Raw genomic sequence first — 19482 nt, forward strand, 5'->3', positions numbered from 1 at the left:
GAAGGGGGGGAGTGGACCCGCGGGGGTGCGAGGAAAGGGGGATGATCCGCCCGCGGGCCACAGGGGTGTCCGGCCGGAGCCGGCTCGGTCAGGGGGATCAGGCCGCCAGCGGCAGCTTCTCGGCGAGGAGCCGGAGCCGCAGGGCCTGGAGCTCGGCGGTCAGCTCCGGCGGCAGCCGGTCGCCGAACCGCGTGAAGAACTCCTCCGTGAGCGCGCACTCCTCCAGCCACGCCTCCACCGGGACGGAGAACAGCTCCTCCTTCTGGGCCGCGGAGAGCAGGAGCCCGTGCGTGTTGATCGCGACCGGCAGGTCGCCGAGGGGGCTCCGCCGCGCCTCCGCCAGCCCCTCCAGGCGGCGGACGAGCCACTGCAGCACCCGCGCGTTCTCGCCGAAGCCGGGCCAGAGGAACTCGCCGCCCGCGTCCTTACGGAACCAGTTGACCTGGAACACCGCCGGCGCCGCATCGCCGAGCTCAGCGCCGATCGCGAGCCAGTGCGCGAAGTAGTCGGCCATGTTGTAGCCGCAGAAGGGGAGCATCGCGAACGGATCGCGGCGCAGCTCCCCGACCGTGCCCTCCGCGGCCGCGGTCTTCTCGGAGGCGACGGTCGCACCCAGGAAGACGCCGTGCTGCCACGAGGTGGCCTGCGTGACCAGCGGGACGTTGCTCGCCCGTCGGCCCCCGAAGACGATCGCGTCCAGCGGCACGCCCTCGTGGGCGTCCCAGTCGGCGGAGAGCGACGGGCACTGCGCGGCCGGCGCGGTGAAGCGGGAGTTGGGGTGCGCGGCGGGCGTGCCGGACGCCGGCGTCCACGGCTGCCCGCGCCAGTCGGTCAGCCGCTCCGGTACCTCGTCGGTCAGGCCCTCCCACCACACGTCGCCGTCCTCGCGGAGCGCGACGTTGGTGAAGATCGTGTTGCCCCAGAGCGTCTGCACGGCGTTCGGGTTCGAGCTCTCCCCGGTGCCGGGAGCGACGCCGAAGAAGCCCGTCTCCGGGTTCATCGCCCAGAGGCGTCCGTCCTCGCCGCGGCGCATCCAGGTGATGTCGTCGCCCAGCGTCTCGACCCGCCAGCCGGGGATCGCGGGCTGCATCATCGCGAGGTTGGTCTTGCCGCACGCGCTCGGGAAGGCGGCGGCGACGTGGTAGCGCCGTCCCTCGGGCGAGACGATGCGGATCAGCAGCATGTGCTCGGCGAGCCAGCCCTCCTCGCGCCCCATCGCCGAGGCGATGCGCAGGGCGAAGCACTTCTTCGCCAGCAGGGCGTTGCCGCCGTAGCCGGAGCCGTACGAGACGATCTCGCGCGTCTCCGGGAACTGGGTGATGTACTTCACGGGGCTGCACGGCCAGGCGACGTCCTCGCGGGTGACGCCGTCCGCGTCGCGGAGGGGCAGCCCCACGGTGTGCACGCCGCGGACGAACGGGGTCTCCTCGGTGAAGGCGGCGAGCGGCTCGGAGCCCACGCGCGCCATGATCCGCAGGTTCAGCACCGCGTAGGCCGAGTCGGTGACCTGGACGCCCAGCTGCGAGAGCGGACCGCCGACGGGCCCCATCGAGAACGGGACGACGTACATCGTCCGTCCGCGCATCGCTCCGTCGAGGAGGGGAGCGAGCTCGGCTCTCATCGCGGCGGGCTCGCGCCAGTTGTTGGTCGGTCCCGCGTCGGCCTCGTCGGTCGTGCAGATGAAGGTGCGGTCCTCGACCCGGGCGACGTCGTCCGGGTCGGTGCGGGCCAGGAACGAGCCGGGCCGCCACTCCGGATTGAGCGGGAGGAGCGTGCCGGAGGCGACGAGCCGCTCGGTCAGGCGGTACCACTCCGCGGGGGAGCCGTCGCTCCACTCGATCGCGTCGGGCTGGAGGATCGCGGCGGTCTCGCGCACCCAGCGGCGGAGGGCGAGGGGCGCCGGCGGCACGACGGGCGCGGGGACGGACGTCGGCGCGGTCATGGTGCTCGGCTCGAGTCGGACGGTGTTGCTGTAGATGCTCATGCTGGCTCCGCTTTCGGTGGTCGTCGTCGACGGGGGTGGGGAGTCGCCGGCCGCAGCCGGGAAGAGGCCGGCCAGGCCGGGAGGGGCGCTCAGTGGCGCCCGAAGCCAGGATGGAGGAGGATCAGAAGGTATTCCCGGCGCTGAGGCGGTCAAGAAACCGTCTTTTTGCGCTTTCGTCACAACCGACCGCTGGAGCTCGCCGTGACCGATCCCTCGACACCCGCCCCGGGCTCCGACGCCGTGCTGCTCGGGCAGCGCCTGCGCCACTTCCGCACCCGGCGCGGACTGACCCTCGGGCAGCTCGCCGAGCGCGTCGACGTGTCGGGGAGCCAGCTCTCGCTGATCGAGACGGGCCGCCGCGAGCCGCGCCTCTCCCTCCTGCAGCGCCTCGCGGCCGCGCTCGGCGTCGAGCTGGCGGCGCTGCTCTCGGACGAGCCGCCGAGCGAGCGGGCCGCGCTGGAGATCGAGCTGGCGCGCGTGCAGAAGGGGTCGCTGTACCGCTCGCTCGGCCTGCCCGAGTTCAAGGTCAACAAGGGGCTGAGCACGCCCGTGCTGGAGGCGTTCCTCGGCGTCTACCGCGAGCTCGCCCGTCGCCGGAGCGAGGCGAGTGCCACACCGGAGGAGGCGCGCCGGGCCAATACCGCCCAGCGGCTCCAGCTGCGAGAGCGCAGCTCCTACCTGCCCGAGATCGAGGAGGTGGCGGGCGAGATGCTCCGGACCGTCGGGCACCGCGGAGGAGCACTGACCCACAGCTCCGTCTCGAAGATGGCCCGGCACCTCGGCTTCGAGATCATCCACGTCGGCGACCTGCCGCACTCCGCCCGCTCGGTGATCGACCTCGCGAACGGCAGGATCTACCTCCCGCCCGCCTCGATCCCCGGGGGTCACGGCCTGCGGGCGCTGGCGCTGCAGGCGATGGCGCACCGCCTCCTCGGGCACGAGCGGCCGGTGACCTACGCCGACTTCCTCCGCCAGCGCCTCGAGATCAACTACTTCGCCGCCGCCTGCCTGATGCCGCTGGAGCCGGCGGTCGCGTTCCTCCAGGAGGCGAAGCGCGAGCGGGACATCTCGGTGGAGGACTTCCGCGACGGCTTCGGCGTCACCCACGAGGCCGCCGCCCTGCGCTTCACGAACCTGCTCACCTCGCACCTCGACATCCGGATGCACTTCCTGCGGGTGCTGGGAGACGGCTCGATCCAGAAGGCCTACGAGAACGACGGGCTGCCGCTGCCGACCGACGTCACCGGGGCCGTCGAGGGCCAGGTGGTCTGCCGCTACTGGTCGGCGCGCTCCGCGTTCACCCGGACCAACCGGACGACGGAGTACTACCAGTACGTCGACACCCCGGCGGGCACCTTCTGGTCTGCGTCGCAGACCGGCACGACCGCCACCGAGGAGTTCTCGATCACCGTGGGCGTCCCGTTCGCCGAGGCCCGCTTCTTCCGAGGCCGCGACACCGACCGCCGCGAGCTCTCCCGCTGCCCCGACGAGTCCTGCTGCCGACGTGCCCCGTCGGAGCTCGCCGCGCGCTGGGACGGCAACGCCTGGCCGAGCGCGCGCCTGCACGCGCACGTGCTCGCGCCGCTGCCGTCGGGGACCTTCCCCGGCATCGACGACGCCGAGGTCTACGAGTTCCTCGACGCGCACGCCCGCGAGTCCTGACGCGCTCTCGCCTCACCCTTCCCCTTCCGCGAGATGCCACTTGTGACGGTCTCCTCCGGCGTGTCGCCCTCACAGGTGGCATCTCGCAGGAGGGGGTGTGGAGAACGCGAGCGGGGTGGGCGGCGGATCGGGCACCCTGCGGGGCATGAGCGAGCAGCAGCACCCCGGGGTCATGAATGCATCGACGAGCGGGCAGTCGCGACACGGTCTCGTCCGGGACTACCCGGTCGCCGTGTTCCGGGGAGCCCGTGCAGCGCTTGAGCCGGCCGATGTCGACGAGCGGATCGCCGCATTCTCCGCTGTGATGCGGCCGGGCGAGTTCTTCTCCCACGGCACGGCAGCGCATCTGCTGGGCCTGCCGGATCGGCGGATGACCGCGACGAGTCCGCTCGACGTCTCGGTCGCTCCTCCGATGCGAGCCGCCCGACGGGTGGGCGTGCGGTCACACCATCTCTGGGACGAGGCGGTCGCCGTGGTGCAAACGCGATACCCGGCAGCCGACCCCGCTTCGACCTTCTGCCACCTGGCCGACTCCCGCCGTCTCGACGAGCTCATCGTCCTCGGCGACGCGATCGTCCTCCCTGATGACGAGGGACGCAGGCGCGGCCTGCGGGTCGACCTCCCGGTCCTCACGGAGCGTGCAGCGCGGTTCCGCGGGCGTGGCGGCCGGCGAGCACGCGAAGCAGCGGGCCACCTCCGGGTCGGGGCGGAGTCGCCCCGCGAGACCCTGCTGCGGCTCCTGCTGGTCAGGGCCGGGCTTCCCGAGCCGGAGCTGCAGGTGGAGCTGTCCGATGCCGACGGGTGCTTCGTCGCTCGGGTCGACATGCTCTACCGGATCGCGCGCGTCGTCGTCGAGTACGACGGTGACCACCACCGCACCGATCGTGCACAGTACGAGCGCGACATCGCCCGGATCGAAGCGATCGAGGCCCTCGGCTACCGGGTCGTCCGAGTGCGGGCCTCGGGCATGCTCGACCCGGACGCCACCGCCGCCCGGGTCCGCCGCGCGCTCGCGCTCTGACGACCCTCGCGAGATGCCACCTGTGCTGGCGACACGCCGGACGGAAGCGTCACAAGTGGCATCTCGCGGCGGGGGAGAGGGAGGGGAGCGCGGACGTCAGTCCGAGATGAGGGCGCGGGCCGTTCCCTCGTCGAGGATGAGGTCGGTGATGAGGCCGGCCGCCAGGGCGCCGCGCAGGCCCGGCAGCTTCGAGGCGCCCGAGACGACGCAGATCCGGCGCGACGCGCGGCGCACGGTGGAGAGGTCCGGACCGCTTGCACGTTCGTTCATGGGGATGTCGTCCCAGCTGCCGTCGGACCGGTAGAACACCGTCGCGACATCGCCAACGACCCCGGAGCCGCTGAGCGAGGTGAAGTCGCTCGGCTCCAGGTAGCCGCCGATGTAGACCTTCGAGGGGACCGCCGCGAACGGCGACCCGAGCCCGAACAGCGCCACGTCCATCCGCTGCTGCAGCTCCAGGACCCGTCGGGTGGAGCGCTCGCGCCACACCGCCTGCTTGGTGGTCGGGTCGTCGAAGAACGCCGGCACCGGGAACTGCTGGACCTTCGCCGCGTAGGCGTCGCCGAAGCGGCGGAGGATCTCGCTCGAGTAGTTGATGCCCGTGGTCTCGGTGTTGCCGGCGCCGTTCAGCTGCACGATCTGCGTGTTGTGCGTCTCCTTGGCGATCAGGTGGCGGCTGATCGCGCTCATCGTGGAGCCCCAGGCGATGCCGACGATCATGTTCGAGTCGATGAACTGCCCGAGGATCCTCGCTGCGGACAGGGCGACCCGCTCGAGCCGGTCGATCTCGCTGGTGTGGTCCGGCACCGGCACGATGTGCGCCGTGATGTCGAAGTGGGACCGCACCTCGGCCGAGAGGGCGCTCGCCCGGTCGAGGGGGGAGCGGATCTGGATGTCGACCAGGCCGGTCGCCCGGGCGTGCGAGAGCAGGCGCGAGACGGAGGAGCGCGACGTGTGCAGCTCGTGCGCGATCGCGTCCATCGTCAGATCCTGCATGTAGTACAGCTGGGCCGCACGCAGCGCGTCCCGCGTCTTGTCGGGATGGGTCGCGTGGGTCGTCTCGTCGAGTTCGACGACCGGTCTCACCGGGGTCATAGCGCTCCCTGCACGGATTTCCACCCGTCTTGACCGGATGTGTTGTCGGGTCAAGGATGGCTGTATTCCTCCGCGAAATCAATCGGTCATCTCCCCGGTGCACGCTGGTGCGGAGGCCTCGACGACACCCCTACGACACGAAGGCGAGTACGAAGTGGCACAGTCCGACGGAACTCCCGGAAACTCCGCTCTGCGCGAGAGCGTCGCTGCTCTCCGCGACAACCCCCGCGCCACGGTCCTGGTCATCGGCGGTGGCATCAACGGCATCGGGACCTTCCGCGAGCTCGCGCTCAACGGCGTCGACGTCGCCCTCGTCGAGCGCGGCGACTACGTCTCCGGTGCCTCGAGCGCCTCGAGCCACATGATCCACGGCGGCATCCGCTACCTCGAGAACGGCGAGTTCCGACTCGTCAACGAGGGCGTGCACGAGCGCAACGGCCTGCTGAAGATCGCTCCCCATTACGTGAAGCCGCTGCAGACGACGATCCCGATCTACTCGACGTTCTCGGGCATCCTCGCGGCTCCGCTGCGCTTCCTGACCCACAAGTCGGGCAAGCCGCAGGAGCGCGGTGCGCTGCTGATCAAGGTCGGCCTCACGATGTACGACTTCTTCTCCCGCGACGGCGGCACGGTCCCGCGCCACCAGTTCCACGGGCGCAAGCGCTCGCTGAACGAGCTCCCCAAGCTCGACCCGAAGATCAAGTACACCGCCACCTACTTCGACGCCTCCGTGCACGAGCCCGAGCGCCTCGCGCTCGACGTGCTCCACGACGCGCTGATCGGCGGCAGGAAGGCCCGCGCGGCCAACTACGTCGAGGCCGTCGGCGCCGACGAGAAGGGCGTCGTCCTCCGCGACCGCGAGTCCGGCGAGGAGTTCACCTTCGCGGCGGACGTCGTCGTCAACGTCTCCGGACCGTGGACCGACTTCACCAACACGGCCCTCGGCACGTCCACGAAATTCATGGGCGGCACCAAGGGCTCGCACATCGTGCTCGACAACCCCGAGCTGGTCGAGGCCTGCGAGGGTCGCGAGATGTTCTTCGAGCACAGCGACGGACGCATCGTCCTCATCTACCCGCTCAAGGGCCGCGTGATGGTCGGCACGACCGACATCGACGCCGACCCCACGAAGCCGGCGGTGTGCACGGAGGAGGAGATCGACTACTTCTTCGAGCTCGTCAACCACGTCTTCCCGGCCATCCGCGTGGACCGTTCGCAGATCGTCTTCAAGTTCTCCGGCATCCGCCCGCTGCCCCGCCACGACGACGAGGCCCCGGGCTTCGTCTCCCGCGACTACCGCATCGAGCCCTCGACGCTCCCCGGCAACGGCTCGCCCGTGCTCAGCCTGGTCGGCGGCAAGTGGACGACGTTCCGCGCCCTGTCGGAGCACCTCTCGAACGAGGTCTTCAAGCGGATCGGCGTGACCCGTCGCGTCTCCACCGTGAAGACCCCCATCGGAGGCGGCAAGGGCTTCCCGCGCACCGACGCGTCCCGCGCGCAGTGGATCAGCCAGCACCGCTCCGGGCTCTCCTCGGCCCGCACGGGCCAGCTGCTCGAGCGCTACGGCACCCGCGCGCAGGAGGTCATCGAGGCCCTGGCCGACGGACACGACGAGGCGCTCGACTTCGACAAGGACTTCACCACCGGTGAGATCCGCTACCTCGCCCAGCGCGAGAGCGTGGTGCACCTCATCGACCTGGTGATGCGCCGCACCAACCACGCCTTCACGGGCGGCCTGAGCCGCGAGCTCCTCGAGGAGCTCGCCGAGCACACGGGCGCCGTGCTGGGCTGGGACGACGCCGCCCGCGCGTCGGAGGTCGACGCGACCATCGCGCACCTCAAGGAGTACAACGGCGTCGACGTCGGGGGCACCTCGGTGCAGACCCCGACGGCCGTGCCCGCCTCCTGATCGGCGATCAGGCGCGGATCGACGGAAGCCCCGGACCGAGGATCACCTCGACCGGGGCTTTCGTCGTGACAACGCACAAACGTGCACGCGCCGTTCCTTGTCGCTAGGACAGGGCGCCGATAACTTCACACCGTCGGGCATCGAAGCCCGCCGCGGACGCCTGTGCGCGTCCGTCTTACGAAAAGGAAAAGGTCAACGTGGACAATCTCGGAGTGGTCTTCCTCGCCGAAGTCGTGGGAACGGCCATGCTCGTGCTCCTCGGCTGCGGTGTCGTCGCCAACGTCGCGCTCGTGAAGAGCAAGGGTCTCAACGGCGGAACCCTCATGGTCAACATCGGCTGGGGCTTCGCGGTCTTCGCCGGTGTGATCGTCTCGTACAACTCGGGAGCGCACCTCAACCCCGCGGTCACCCTGGGCCTCGTCGCGAGTGGAGCGACCGAGTTCGGTTCCGGCGTGCCCGTCGACATCGTCTCGATCCTCGTCTACATCCTCGCCCAGATGATCGGTGCGATCCTCGGTGCCGTCTTCTGCTGGCTCGCCTACAAGCAGCACTTCGACGAGGAGCCCGACGCGGCCAACAAGCTCGGCGTCTTCTCGACCGGCCCGGCGATCCGCTCGTACGGCTGGAACTTCGTCACCGAGGTCATCGGCACCTTCGTCCTCGTCTTCGTCGTCATCGGCTTCGGCGGCGGACGTCAGGGCGACGGCGGTCTGGCCGCGCTCGGCGCGCTGCCCGTCGCCATCCTGGTGATCGCGATCGGCGCCTCCCTCGGCGGCCCGACCGGCTACGCCATCAACCCCGCCCGCGACCTCGGCCCCCGCATCGCGCACGCGCTGCTGCCGATCAAGGGCAAGGGCTCGAGCGACTGGAGCTACGCCTGGGTGCCCGTCGCCGGCCCGATCGTCGGTGGAGTGCTCGCGGGCCTCGCCTCGCTCGTGCTGCTCCCGGTCCTCTAGACCGCCGCGCTTCCTTTCACCCCCGTTACGAAGGAGTAATCATTCATGGCTGACTACGTCATCGCTATCGACCAGGGGACCACGTCGTCCCGCGCGATCATCTTCGACAAGAAGGGATCGATCGTCTCCACCGGCCAGAAGGAGCACGAGCAGATCTTCCCGCGCGCCGGCTGGGTCGAGCACGACCCGATCGAGATCTGGAACAACGTCCGCGAGGTGATCGGCCAGGCTCTCTCCCGCGCCGACCTGACCCGCCACGACATCGCCTCCGTCGGCATCACCAACCAGCGCGAGACCGCTGTCGTCTGGGACAGGACGACCGGCAAGCCGGTCTACAACGCGATCGTCTGGCAGGACACCCGCACCCAGTCGATCGTCGACCGCCTCGCGGGCGACGAGGGCGCTGACCGCTTCAAGTCGATCGTGGGCCTCCCGCTCGCGACCTACTTCTCCGGCACCAAGATCGTCTGGATCCTCGAGAACGTCGAGGGTGCTCGCGAGAAGGCCGAGGCGGGCGACCTGATCTTCGGCACGACGGACACCTGGGTCCTCTGGAACCTGACCGGCGGCATCGACGGCGGCGTCCACAAGACCGACGTCACCAACGCCTCCCGCACCCTGTTCCTCGACCTCGAGACCCTCGAGTGGCGCGACGACATCCTCGAGGCCTTCGGGGTCCCGAAGTCGATGCTCCCCGAGGTCTGCTCCTCCTCCGAGGTCTACGGCCACGTCGAGTCGTCGTCGCTGCTGCGCGAGGTCCCGATCGCCGGCATCCTCGGCGACCAGCAGGCCGCGACCTTCGGCCAGGCGGCGTTCGACCCGGGCGAGGCGAAGAACACCTACGGCACCGGCAACTTCCTGATCTTCAACACGGGCACCGAGATCGTCCACTCGAAGAACGGTCTGCTCACCACCATCGGCTACAAGCTCGGCGACGGCGAGGTGCACTACGCGCTCGAGGGCTCGATCGCGGTCTCCGGCTCGCTGATCCAGTGGCTGCGCGACAACCTGGGCCTCATCGGCTCGGCCCCCGAGGTCGAGGCGCTGGCCGCCACGGTCGAGGACAACGGAGGCGCGTACTTCGTGCCCGCCTTCTCGGGTCTGTTCGCCCCCTACTGGCGCTCCGACGCACGCGGAGCCCTCGTCGGCCTCACCCGCTACGTCAACAAGGGCCACATCGCCCGCGCCGCGCTCGAGGCGACCGCCTTCCAGACCCGCGAGGTCCTGGACGCGGTCAACGCCGACTCCGGCGTCCCCCTGCAGGAGCTCAAGGTCGATGGCGGCATGATCGCCAACAACCTGCTCATGCAGTTCCAGGCCGACATCCTCGGCGTCCCGGTCGTCCGACCGGTCGTCGCGGAGACCACCGCGCTCGGAGCGGCCTACGCGGCCGGTCTCGCGGTCGGGTTCTGGGAGAACCTCGACGACCTGCGCCAGAACTGGCAGGAGGACTCGCGCTGGACCCCGCAGATGGACCAGGACGAGGCCGCCCGCCAGTACCGCCTCTGGAAGAAGGCCGTCACCAAGACCTTCGACTGGATCGACGAGGACGTGCAGTAGTTTTCTCCGCGGCAGTCCCTGCCTGCCGCGGCGCGGTCGGCTCATCGAGGTGGTCGCGTCTCGGGGAGCGGGTTCCGTCCGGTTAGGGGACAACACTGACACGCGTTCTCCCCGTTCGCCTCGTGCGGCGAGCGGATGATGTGCGTCCGTTCACGGTGAAGCGCCCTGTCCGACCCTCGGGTCGGGTGGGGCGCTTCGTCGTTCCGATGACGGCGCAGGGGGTCTCGCAACGGGGTGGTTCGGGCATCCCCATGCTGGTCGAGTGGTCGCCGCAGCCGGCTCATCGAGACCCGGCAATTCGGACCTGCATGCTTGTCGGGTAGTCGCTGCAGGCGGCTTATCGAGACCCGAACCGGGTGAGGACTCAGTCCGCCGACAGCCCGAGCTGCGCGTCCAGCTCGTCCAGGGAAGCGATCCGGCGCACGCCCAGCTCGACCGCCTCGGGCGGCAGCTCGCGGCCGTGCTCGGGACCGCCGACGCGGTCGAGCCAGACGCCGCGCAGGCCCGCAGCGGCCGCTCCGACGGCGTCGGTGCCGAGCCGGTCGCCGACGTAGAGGGCCTCCTCCGGAGAGACCCCGAACCGCTCGCAGGCGATCGCGAAGATCCGCGCGTCCGGCTTGGTGACGCCGACGTCGCCGGAGGCGACCACGTGCTCGAAGCGACCGGAGAGGCCCGTGCCCTCGATCTTCCCCCGCTGGAAGTCGAGCACGCCGTTGGTGATGACGCCGAGGCGGACTCCGGCGGCGTCGAGCCGGTCGAGGACGGGCAGCGCGTCGTCGTGGAGGGTCCAGGCGGCGACGTAGTGCTCGAGGTACCCGCGGAACCAGGAGCTCGCCTCCTCGGGAGTCAGCCCGACTCCGGCCTCCGAGGCGAAGTCCGTGGCGCGCGCCCGGCGCTGGCCCTCGTAGTCGAGCTCGCCCGCGAGGTAGCGGTGGTAGTGCTCCTCCTCGAGCAGGTGCCAGCGGCGCTGCACGTCGGCCGGCTCGCCGGCGTAGGCGGCGCCGAGCGAGGCGGCGTACGCGACGATCCCCTCCCGCACAGCGCGGGCATGGGCGAAGAGGGTGTCGTCGAGGTCGAAGAGCGCGAGCCGCAGCACGGCCGCCTCAGCGGACGCGGCGGAGGAGGCCGACGGAGTCGTAGACGGCGGCGAGCGTGCGCTCCGCGGTCTCGGACGCGCGGTCGGCGGCGAGGGAGAGGACCCGGTCGAGCTCGGCCGGGTCGGCGAGCAGCTCCGCGGTCCGCGCTCGGATCGGGTCGAAGGTGGCGGCGACCACCTCGACGAGGCCCTTCTTGAGGTCCCCGTAGCCGCGGCCCGCGTACTCCTGCTCCAGCGACTCGACGGAGCGGTCGGCGAGGACCGAGTAGATCGTCAGCAGGTTCGAGACGCCGGGCTTCGCCGCCCGGTCGAAGCGCACCTCCGACTCGGTGTCCGTCACGGCGCGCATGATCTTCTTCGCGGTCGCCTTCGGCTCGTCGAGCACGCTGAGCAGGCCCGCATCCGACTCCGCCGACTTCGACATCTTGGCGCCCGGGTTCTGCAGGTCGAAGATCTTCGCGGTCTCGCGCACGATGTGGGGCTCCGGCACGGCGAAGGTCTCGCCGAAGCGCGAGTTGAAGCGCGCGGCGAGATCGCGGGTGAGCTCCAGGTGCTGGCGCTGGTCCTCGCCGACCGGCACCGCGTCCGTCTGGTACAGCAGGATGTCGGCCGCCATCAGGATCGGGTAGGTGAACAGGCCCACCGAGGCGGCCTCGGCGCCCTGCTTCGCCGACTTGTCCTTGAACTGCGTCATCCGGCTGGCCTCGCCGAAGCCGGTCAGGGTGTTGAGGACCCAGGCGAGCTCGGCGTGAGCGGGTACGTGGGACTGGATGAAGAGGGTCGAGCGCGCGGGGTCGATGCCCGCGGCGATGTACTGCGCGGCGGTCGCGCGGGTGCGCTCGCGGAGCTGCTGCGGGTCCTGCGGGACCGTGATCGCGTGCAGGTCGACGACGCAGAAGTAGGCGTCGAAGTCCTCCTGCATCGCGACCCACTGGGTCAGCGCGCCGATGTAGTTGCCGAGGTGCAGCGACCCGGAGGAGGGCTGCATGCCGGAGAAGATGACGGGCTTGGCGCCCGGGGTGCTGGGAGTCATGGGTGGCCTCGAGGGGTCGGTTCGCGGGGGAGAGGGTCAGAGCTCGTAGTCGACGACCACGGGGGAGTGGTCGGACCAGCGGGTGTCGTAGGAGGCGGCGCGGTCGACCTCGTAGCTGCGGGCGAGGTCGGCGAGCGCGGGCGTGGCGAGCTGGTAGTCGAGGCGCCAGCCGGTGTCGGTGTCGAAGGCCTGGCCGCGCTGGGACCACCACGTGTACGGTCCGGGCACCTCGCCCGCGAACCGGCGGCCGAGGTCGACCCAGCCCAGTCCGGCACCGGCGTTGTAGTCCGGGTCGCCCTCGGCGCCGACGAAGCGGTCGACGTAGGCGCGCTCCTCCGGGAGGAAGCCTGCCTTCTTGACGTTGCCCTTCCAGTTCTTGATGTCGAGCGTGCGGTGGCCGACGTTGAGGTCGCCCATCACCACGGCGAGCTCGCTGTGCGCCCGGATCTCGGGCAGGCGCGCTTCCATCGCGTCGAGGAAGCGGTACTTCTCGACCTGCTTGGGGGTGCCGACCTCGCCGGAGTGGACGTAGGTGGAGACGACGGTGAGCGAGCGGCCGCCGACCTCGTAGTCGGCCTCGAGCCAGCGTCCGGCCGAGTCGAAGTCGTCGGCGCCGAACGTCACGCGGTGGATCGTGGCGCGCCTGCGCGAGGCGAGAGCGACTCCGGCGCGCCCCTTGGCGGTCGCCTCGTCGTGCAGCACGTCCCACTCGTCCCCGAGGAGCCCCGTGAGGTCGTCCGTGGAGGCGCGGACCTCCTGCAGGGCCAGGACGTCGACGTCGCGAGCGGCGAGCCAGTCGCCCATCCCCTTGCGGTAGGCGGCGCGGACGCCGTTCACGTTGACGGAGGCGATGCGGAGGGTGCTGCGAGTCACCGGAGCAGTCTATTCGGAGCCGCGGAGCGGGCCGCCCGGCCGCGCTCGCACCTCGGAACGCGGAAGCCGGCGGCCGCCTCGCGCGACTCCCTCGGAGAGGGGGAGGAGCGCGGAGGCGACCGCCGGCGGGACCGCTCAGGACGGTCGGTCGGAGGGGATCAGGCGGGGACGGCCTGCGCGGTGGCGGGCTCGGGCACCTCGGCGACCACCGGGGCGCGCTTGATGCTCTTCGCGATGATCACGCAGACGGCCGTGACGACCATGCCCACCAGGATGGCGACCAGGTAGAGGATCGGCTGCCCGACGAGACCGGTGACCCAGACGCCGCCGTGCGGGGCGCGGAGGGTGGAGCCGAAGAGCGCGACGAGCGCACCCGTGACGGCCGAGCCGACCATGGCGGACGGGATCACGCGCAGCGGGTCGACCGCGGCGAACGGGATGGCTCCCTCCGAGATGAAGGACGCGCCCAGCAGGTAGGCGGCCTTGCCGTTCTGGCGCTCGGCGTCGGTGAACAGGCGCTTGCGGAGCGTCGTGGCGAGGGCCAGACCCAGCGGCGGGGTCATGCCGGCGGCCATGACGATCGCCATCACCTTGAACTGCACGGAGTTCGGGTCGCCGTCGGCGGGGACGGAGGCGAGGCCGGTGGTCGCGAAGGCGTAGGCCACCTTGTTGACCGGACCGCCCATGTCGAACGCCATCATCAGGCCGAGGATGATCCCCAGGATGATCAGGTTGCCGCCCGAGAGGCCCGAGAGCCAGGACGACAGGCCCTCGCTCAGTGCGCGGAGCGGCGCTCCGAGCACCACGAACATCAGGAAGCCGGTGATGAAGGTGGCGATCAGGGGGATGATCACGACGGGCATCAGCGACTTGAACGCCGCGGGGAGCTTGATCCGCGAGATGTAGAGGGCCGCGTAGCCGGCGATGAAGCCGGAGGCGAGGCCGCCCAGGAAGCCCGCGCCGACGGTGACCGCGACCGCGCCGCCGAGGAAGCCCGGCGCGATGCCGGGACGGTCGGCGATGCCGAAGGCGATGAAGCCCGAGAGCACCGGCACCAGGAACGCGAAGGTCGCGCTTCCGATCAGGAACATCACTCCGGCCCAGTCGGTGATGTTCGCGACGTTGAAGCCGTCGTCGATGATCTGCTGGGCCGTGAAGTCGACGATCCGGTAGCCGCCGAACAGGAACGACAGCGCGATCAGCAGACCGCCCGCCGCGACGAACGGGATCATGTAGGAGACGCCGGTCATCAGGTTCTGGCGGATGCGCGTGCCGACGCCGACCTTCTTCGGCGCGGCGGGGGCCGCGGCCGGAGTCGAGCGGGCGGGGGCGGACGCGGCGGAGCCGGAGCCGCGGAGGGCCAGAGCGCGGTCGAGGACCTCGTCCGGCTTGGACAGTGCCTCGGCGACGCCCACCTGGAGGATCGGCTTGCCGGCGAAGCGGTCCTTGCCGCGGACCTCGAGGTCGGCGGCGAGGATGACGACGTCCGCGGCGGCGATGTCGGCGGCGGTCATCTCGTCCGAGCCGGCCGCGCCCTGGGTCTCGACGTGGATCGGGTAGCCGCGCTTCTTCGCGGCCTGCTCGAGCGCCTCCGCCGCCATGTACGTGTGGGCGATGCCCGCGATGCAGCTGGTCACGGCGACGAAGCGCGGGCCGGAGGCGGGGCTCGCGGCGGGCGCGTCCTGCACCTTCGCGACGGCGCGGTCGATGACGTCGGCCGCCTTAGCGAGCGCCTCCGACGTGCCCACCTCGAGGGTGGGCTTCCCGGCGAAGCGCTCCTTGCCGCGGACCTCGAGGTCGGCGGCGAGGATCACGACGTCGGCGTCGGCGATGGTCCGGTCCGACATGGGATCGGAGCCCGCGGCGCCCTGGGTCTCGACCTGGATCTCGTACCCCTTCTTCTTCGCGGCCTGCTCGAGGGCCTCGGCCGCCATGTAGGTGTGCGCGATGCCGGCGATGCAGCTGGTGACGGCGACGATCCTCATGAGACGACGACCTCTCGGGCGATGATGTCCGCGACCTCCTGGCCGCTGGCGGCGGCGCGGAGGGAACCGGTGAAGGACTCGTGGATCAGCTTGCGGGCGAGCTGGGCGAGGATCTTGAGGTGCGCCTGGTCGGCGCCGTCCGGAGCCGCGATCAGGAAGATCAGGTCGGCCGGGCCGTCGGGGGCGCCGAAGTCGACGCCCTGCTTCGCGATGCCGACCGCCACGCTGGGCGAGACGACGTGGGAGGAGCGGGCGTGGGGGATCCCGATGCCGCCGGGCATGCCGGTCGCCATCTGCGACTCGCGGTCGCGGACGTCGGCGAGGAAGCCGTCGAGGTCGGTGACGCGGCCGGCGTCGGCGAGCGTCTTCGCGAGCTGCGCGGTGGCCTCGTCCTTCGTGGCGGCGGTGAGGTCGACGATGACCGTCGACGCCTCGGTGAGAGCAGTCATGCGCTCAGTTCTCCAATCGGGAGGGTGGGGTCGGGGTTCTCGACGACGGAGACGTCGTCGAGGCGAAGGGAGTCGGGACCCGGGGCTTCGCTGCCCGGGAGCTGGACGGCGGCGGTACCCCACGCGACTGCTGTCGCGAGGCGCTCCGCCTCCGTGGCGTCGACGGCCGAGAGGTAGCCGGCGAGCGTGCTGTCGCCGGCGCCGACGGTGCTGAGGGGCACGACGGCGGGGGCGCCCGCCCACCACGACGCGTGCGCCGTGACGAGGAGGGCGCCGTGCTCTCCGAGACTGACGAGCGCTCGCGCGTCGGGCAGCTGCAGGAGTTCACGGGCTCCGGCGACGACGTCTCCGACCGTCGTCAGGGAGCGGCCGAGGAGCTCCTCGAGCTCCTCGAGGTTGGGCTTCACCAGGGTGGCGGTGCCGGCCGCGATGATCGCGGTCAGGGGGGCTCCCGAGGTGTCGACGGCGAGGGGGACGCCGAAGTGCAGGGCGAGGCGGCCGAGGGCGGGGTAGAAGTCCGCTCCCAGTCCCGGGGGGACGCTGCCGCAGGCGACGAGCCAGCGGGGCGAGGCCGAGACGTGCTCGCCGATCAGCTGGGAGAGGGCGCGGGCCTCCTCCTCCGTGACGGCGGGGCCGGGCTCGTTGATCTTGGTGGTGCGGCCCGTCCGGTCGTCGACCACGGTGATGTTGGTGCGGATCGGGTGGGCGATCGCCGCACTGGCCGAGCGGACTCCGGCGGCCCGGAGCATCGTGGACAGGTCGAGGCCGGTGGAGGCGTCGGCCGGGTAGACCGCGGTCGCCTCGACGCCGTTGCGCGCGAGGGCACGGGCGACGTTGACGCCCTTGCCGGCCGGGTCGCGCCGCACGTCGTGCGCACGGTTGACCTCGCCGACGGCGAAGCCGCTCGTGGAGAGGGTGACGTCGATGCTCGGGTTGGCGGTGACGGTGACGATCATGCGCGGACGACCTCCGGGCCGGCCGACTCGATGTCGTCGGCGAGCTCGTCGTCGACATCGGCGTCGGTGATGACGGTGTCGACCGCGGACAGCGGAGCGACGTGCCCGAAGTCCTGACGGCCGAACTTCGAGTGGTCGGCGAGGACCACGACCCGGCGCGCGGAGGCGATGATCGCGGACTTGACGACGGCCTCGTCGAGATCGGGGGTGGTGAGCCCGCGCTCGACGCTGAGGCCGTTCGTGCCGATGAAGGCGACGTCCACCGAGACCGTGGAGAGGGCCTGGGCGGCCCACGGCCCGACGGCGGCCTGCGTGACTCCGCGCAGGTGCCCGCCGATGAGGTGGAGGTCGATGTTGGGCCGGCCGACGAGCGCCATCGCGACGGGGAGGGAGTGGGTGACGACCGTCAGCCGGCGGTCCAGGGGGAGCAGCTCCGCCAGCCGCACCGTGGTGGTGCCGGCGTCGATGGCGATCGAGCCGCCGTCGGGCACCTCGGCGAGGGCCGCGGTGGCGATGCGGTCCTTCTCGCCGGCGAGGTGTCCCTCGCGGGCGGCGACCTCGGGCTCGATGCCCAGCCGCTCGACGGGGATGGCGCCGCCGTGCGCACGGCGCAGCAGGCCCCGCTTCTCGAGGCTGGTGAGATCGCGGCGGATCGTCTCCGGCGTCACGGCGAGGGAGAGGGCGAGATCGCGGACCTCGACGCGCCCGTCGGTGCGGGCGCGGTCCAGGATCGCCTGGTGCCGCTCCGGTGCGTACATGTGGACTCCGTCGTCTCGCCGTGGGTGGTGCGCCGGATCCGCGGTGTCGTTTCCGACCTCGGATCTGCGTTTACCTCTTTTTAGACCCGTTCGGGAGGGAAGTCAACAGAAACGGACAGACTCGGCAGGCGGAATCGGGCGCGGCGACGCCGGGAGGGACGCGAAGTAGTCCGCCGGGTCAGGCGGCGAGCTGCTCGAGCTCCTCCTCGAGCTGCGCGAGCTGGCGCTCCAGGCGCCGTCGTTTGAGGAGGGACGCCTCCGGCAGCGCGGCGCGAAGCCGCTCGCGCTCGGCCTCGGCGAGAGTGCGGCGGGCGGTGCGAAGCTGCTCCTCCCGCTCCTTCTCGCGCTCCTCCGGCGTGAGCTTGCGCGCCGAGATCCCGGCGTCGCTCATCCCGACGGAGATCCACGACGCGGCGATCAGGATCACCTGGCAGACGAGGTTGAACCAGATCAGCAGACCGATGAGGACCGCGAACGAGGCGAGCAGCGGATTGCGGGAGGCGCCGCCCAGCAGCTGCGTCCCGAGGACCTTGAGCGCGCCGAGAGCGATCCCGCCGAGCAGAGAGCCCGCCCAGAGGTTCTTCCAGGGGATCGAGATGCCCGAGAGGATGCGGAAGGAGCCGGCGAGCGTGCCCGTGTCCAGGGCCAGCATGATCAGCAGGCCGACCGCGCTGCCGGCGAGTCGGGCCGGCATCGACTCGCTGCCGATCCCGAGGAAGCCGAACGCCACGTCCACCAGCGAGGTCGAGAACACGGAGAGACCGGCCGAGACCAGCAGCACCGCCCCGAAGACCAGGGCGAGCCCCGCGTCCTTGAGCTTGAGCAGGACGAAGAGGGTCGTGGGTCCGGGGAGCGAGAAGAGCAGCCGGACCGCCTGGCGCAGGCTCCCCAGGAAGTTCAGCGCCGTCCAGAGCAGGCCGGCGGCCGCGATCGCACCCGTCCAGCCGAGGATCGACGAGTCGAGCAGGTCGTCGACCGACACGAGGGCGTTCTTCCCGCCGATCAGACCGGGGACGGAGCGGGTCACCAGGTCGAGGAGGGAGTCGCGCAGCACCGAGTCGTCGCGCACCCAGAAGCCGAAGACGGCGAAGAAGACGAAGAGCGCCGCGAAGACCGCGAACAGGGCCTGGAAGGCGAGTCCGGAGGCGAAGAGGGGCCCGCCGGTCTCGGAGTAGTGGAGCATCACCCGCACCGGCCGCGTCCGCATGACCCGCTCGAACAGGCCCGGGATCCCGCGGGGAGTGTCGGCCGCCTCGGTCATTCCTCCAGCGTACTGAGGCCTCGCGGCGCTCCCGTGCACGCGCCCGCCTACACGCAGGAACGCGTCCGGCCCGCCGGATCCGAGGATCCCGGCGGGCCGGACGCGTTCGCGAGGGGGAGGATCAGGCGCGGCCGCGGATGACGGCCTGCTTCACCTCGGCGATCGCCTGCGTGATCTGGATGCCGCGCGGGCACGCCTCCGTGCAGTTGAAGGTCGTGCGGCAGCGCCACACGCCCTCCTTGTCGTTGAGGATGTCCAGGCGCGCTCCACCCGCGTCGTCGCGCGAGTCGAAGATGAAGCGGTGGGCGTTCACGATCGCCGCGGGGCCGAAGTACTGCCCGTCGGTCCAGAACACGGGGCAGGACGAGGTGCACGCGGCGCAGAGGATGCACTTCGTGGTGTCGTCGAAGCGGGCGCGGTCGGCGACCGACTGCACGCGCTCCTTGCCCTTGGGCGCCGGGGTATTGGCGACCAGGAACGGCTGCACCTCGCGGTAGGAGGCGAAGAACGGCTCCATGTCGACGACGAGGTCCTTCTCGAGGGGCAGACCCTTGATCGCCTCGATGTAGATCGGCTGCGAGATGTCGAGATCCTTGATCAGCGTCTTGCAGGCCAGGCGGTTGCGGCCGTTGATCCGCATCGCGTCGGATCCGCAGATGCCGTGCGCGCACGAGCGGCGGAAGGTCAGCGATCCGTCCTGGTCCCACTTGATGCGGTGCAGGGCGTCGAGGACGCGGTCGGTCGAGTACATCTCGACGTCGAAGTCCTGCCAGCGCGGCTCGGCGTCCACCTCGGGGTCGAAGCGGCGGATGATGAACGTGACGGTGAACGCCTCCGGGGCCGCGGGGGCGGCGGGCGGCTGCTCGAGGGTAGCGGTCGACATG

At 71.0% G+C, this 19482-nt stretch carries 16 protein-coding genes; 5 read left to right on the forward strand and 11 right to left on the reverse strand.

Annotated elements, in window-relative coordinates:
* Nucleotides 1-97: 97 nt before the first annotated feature.
* Nucleotides 98-1942, reverse strand: a complete 1845-nt coding sequence (locus C5D50_RS09075; RefSeq protein ID WP_104283327.1) for a phosphoenolpyruvate carboxykinase (GTP) — start codon at nt 1940-1942, stop codon at nt 98-100.
* Between the two features lie 243 nt (nt 1943-2185).
* On the opposite strand from C5D50_RS09075, the gene C5D50_RS09080 reads away from it, so the two are divergent.
* The gene (locus tag C5D50_RS09080) at nt 2186-3646 is read left to right on the forward strand and encodes a helix-turn-helix domain-containing protein (protein WP_104223199.1); all 1461 of its coding nucleotides are present in this window, start codon (nt 2186-2188) and stop codon (nt 3644-3646) included.
* Between the two features lie 145 nt (nt 3647-3791).
* A complete protein-coding gene (locus C5D50_RS09085) occupies nt 3792-4667 on the forward strand; it encodes an endonuclease domain-containing protein (RefSeq protein WP_219812363.1) in 876 nt (291 codons plus the stop codon).
* A gap of 96 nt (nt 4668-4763) precedes the next feature.
* Here C5D50_RS09085 and C5D50_RS09090 read toward each other — a convergent pair whose 3' ends face one another.
* The gene (locus tag C5D50_RS09090; protein WP_104223198.1) at nt 4764-5762 is read right to left on the reverse strand and encodes a sugar-binding transcriptional regulator; all 999 of its coding nucleotides are present in this window, start codon (nt 5760-5762) and stop codon (nt 4764-4766) included.
* 154 nt (nt 5763-5916) lie between these two features.
* Here C5D50_RS09090 and C5D50_RS09095 point away from each other — a divergent pair, with 154 nt between their 5' ends.
* The 3 genes from C5D50_RS09095 (at nt 5917) to glpK (ending at nt 10187) form a co-directional block, all read left to right on the forward strand.
* On the forward strand, nt 5917-7671 hold the full coding sequence (locus C5D50_RS09095) for a glycerol-3-phosphate dehydrogenase/oxidase (protein ID WP_258061232.1): 1755 nt from the start codon (nt 5917-5919) through the stop codon (nt 7669-7671).
* 245 nt (nt 7672-7916) lie between these two features.
* On the forward strand, nt 7917-8627 hold the full coding sequence (locus C5D50_RS09100; protein WP_244230707.1) for an MIP/aquaporin family protein: 711 nt from the start codon (nt 7917-7919) through the stop codon (nt 8625-8627).
* 45 nt (nt 8628-8672) lie between these two features.
* Complete coding sequence (gene glpK, locus C5D50_RS09105; RefSeq protein ID WP_104226427.1) at nt 8673-10187, forward strand: glycerol kinase GlpK; 1515 nt, start codon at nt 8673-8675, stop codon at nt 10185-10187.
* A 364-nt stretch (nt 10188-10551) separates the two neighbouring features.
* On the opposite strand, the gene C5D50_RS09110 is transcribed toward glpK, so the two are convergent.
* From C5D50_RS09110 to C5D50_RS09150, 9 genes are all read right to left on the reverse strand, one after another.
* Nucleotides 10552-11283, reverse strand: coding sequence for an HAD family hydrolase (locus tag C5D50_RS09110; protein ID WP_104283325.1), 732 nt, complete (start codon nt 11281-11283; stop codon nt 10552-10554).
* Between the two features lie 7 nt (nt 11284-11290).
* Nucleotides 11291-12316 carry a tryptophan--tRNA ligase gene (trpS, locus tag C5D50_RS09115; protein WP_104232840.1) on the reverse strand — a complete coding sequence of 342 codons (1026 nt, stop codon included), beginning with the start codon at nt 12314-12316 and terminating at the stop codon, nt 11291-11293.
* 36 nt (nt 12317-12352) lie between these two features.
* Complete coding sequence (locus tag C5D50_RS09120) at nt 12353-13189, reverse strand: exodeoxyribonuclease III (RefSeq protein ID WP_104263197.1); 837 nt, start codon at nt 13187-13189, stop codon at nt 12353-12355.
* 158 nt (nt 13190-13347) lie between these two features.
* On the reverse strand, nt 13348-15174 hold the full coding sequence (locus C5D50_RS09125; RefSeq protein WP_104232839.1) for a PTS fructose-like transporter subunit IIB: 1827 nt from the start codon (nt 15172-15174) through the stop codon (nt 13348-13350).
* Nucleotides 15171-15623 carry a PTS sugar transporter subunit IIA gene (locus C5D50_RS09130; RefSeq protein WP_097166616.1) on the reverse strand — a complete coding sequence of 151 codons (453 nt, stop codon included), beginning with the start codon at nt 15621-15623 and terminating at the stop codon, nt 15171-15173. The genes C5D50_RS09125 and C5D50_RS09130 overlap by 4 nt, the downstream gene beginning before the upstream one ends.
* On the reverse strand, nt 15620-16579 hold the full coding sequence (locus C5D50_RS09135; protein ID WP_104288990.1) for a 1-phosphofructokinase family hexose kinase: 960 nt from the start codon (nt 16577-16579) through the stop codon (nt 15620-15622). Before C5D50_RS09135 ends, C5D50_RS09130 begins: the two co-directional genes overlap by 4 nt.
* Nucleotides 16576-17337 (reverse strand): DeoR/GlpR family DNA-binding transcription regulator, encoded by a 762-nt coding sequence (locus C5D50_RS09140; protein WP_104283330.1) that lies wholly within the window; start codon nt 17335-17337, stop codon nt 16576-16578. Before C5D50_RS09140 ends, C5D50_RS09135 begins: the two co-directional genes overlap by 4 nt.
* A 178-nt stretch (nt 17338-17515) precedes the next feature.
* On the reverse strand, nt 17516-18598 hold the full coding sequence (locus C5D50_RS09145; protein WP_104223189.1) for a YhjD/YihY/BrkB family envelope integrity protein: 1083 nt from the start codon (nt 18596-18598) through the stop codon (nt 17516-17518).
* A 121-nt stretch (nt 18599-18719) separates the two neighbouring features.
* Nucleotides 18720-19481 carry a succinate dehydrogenase iron-sulfur subunit gene (locus C5D50_RS09150; protein ID WP_068254543.1) on the reverse strand — a complete coding sequence of 254 codons (762 nt, stop codon included), beginning with the start codon at nt 19479-19481 and terminating at the stop codon, nt 18720-18722.
* Nucleotide 19482 lies beyond the last annotated feature (1 nt).

The sequence above is a fragment of the Rathayibacter sp. RFBD1 genome, assembly GCF_002932915.1.
Taxonomy (GTDB): domain Bacteria; phylum Actinomycetota; class Actinomycetes; order Actinomycetales; family Microbacteriaceae; genus Rathayibacter.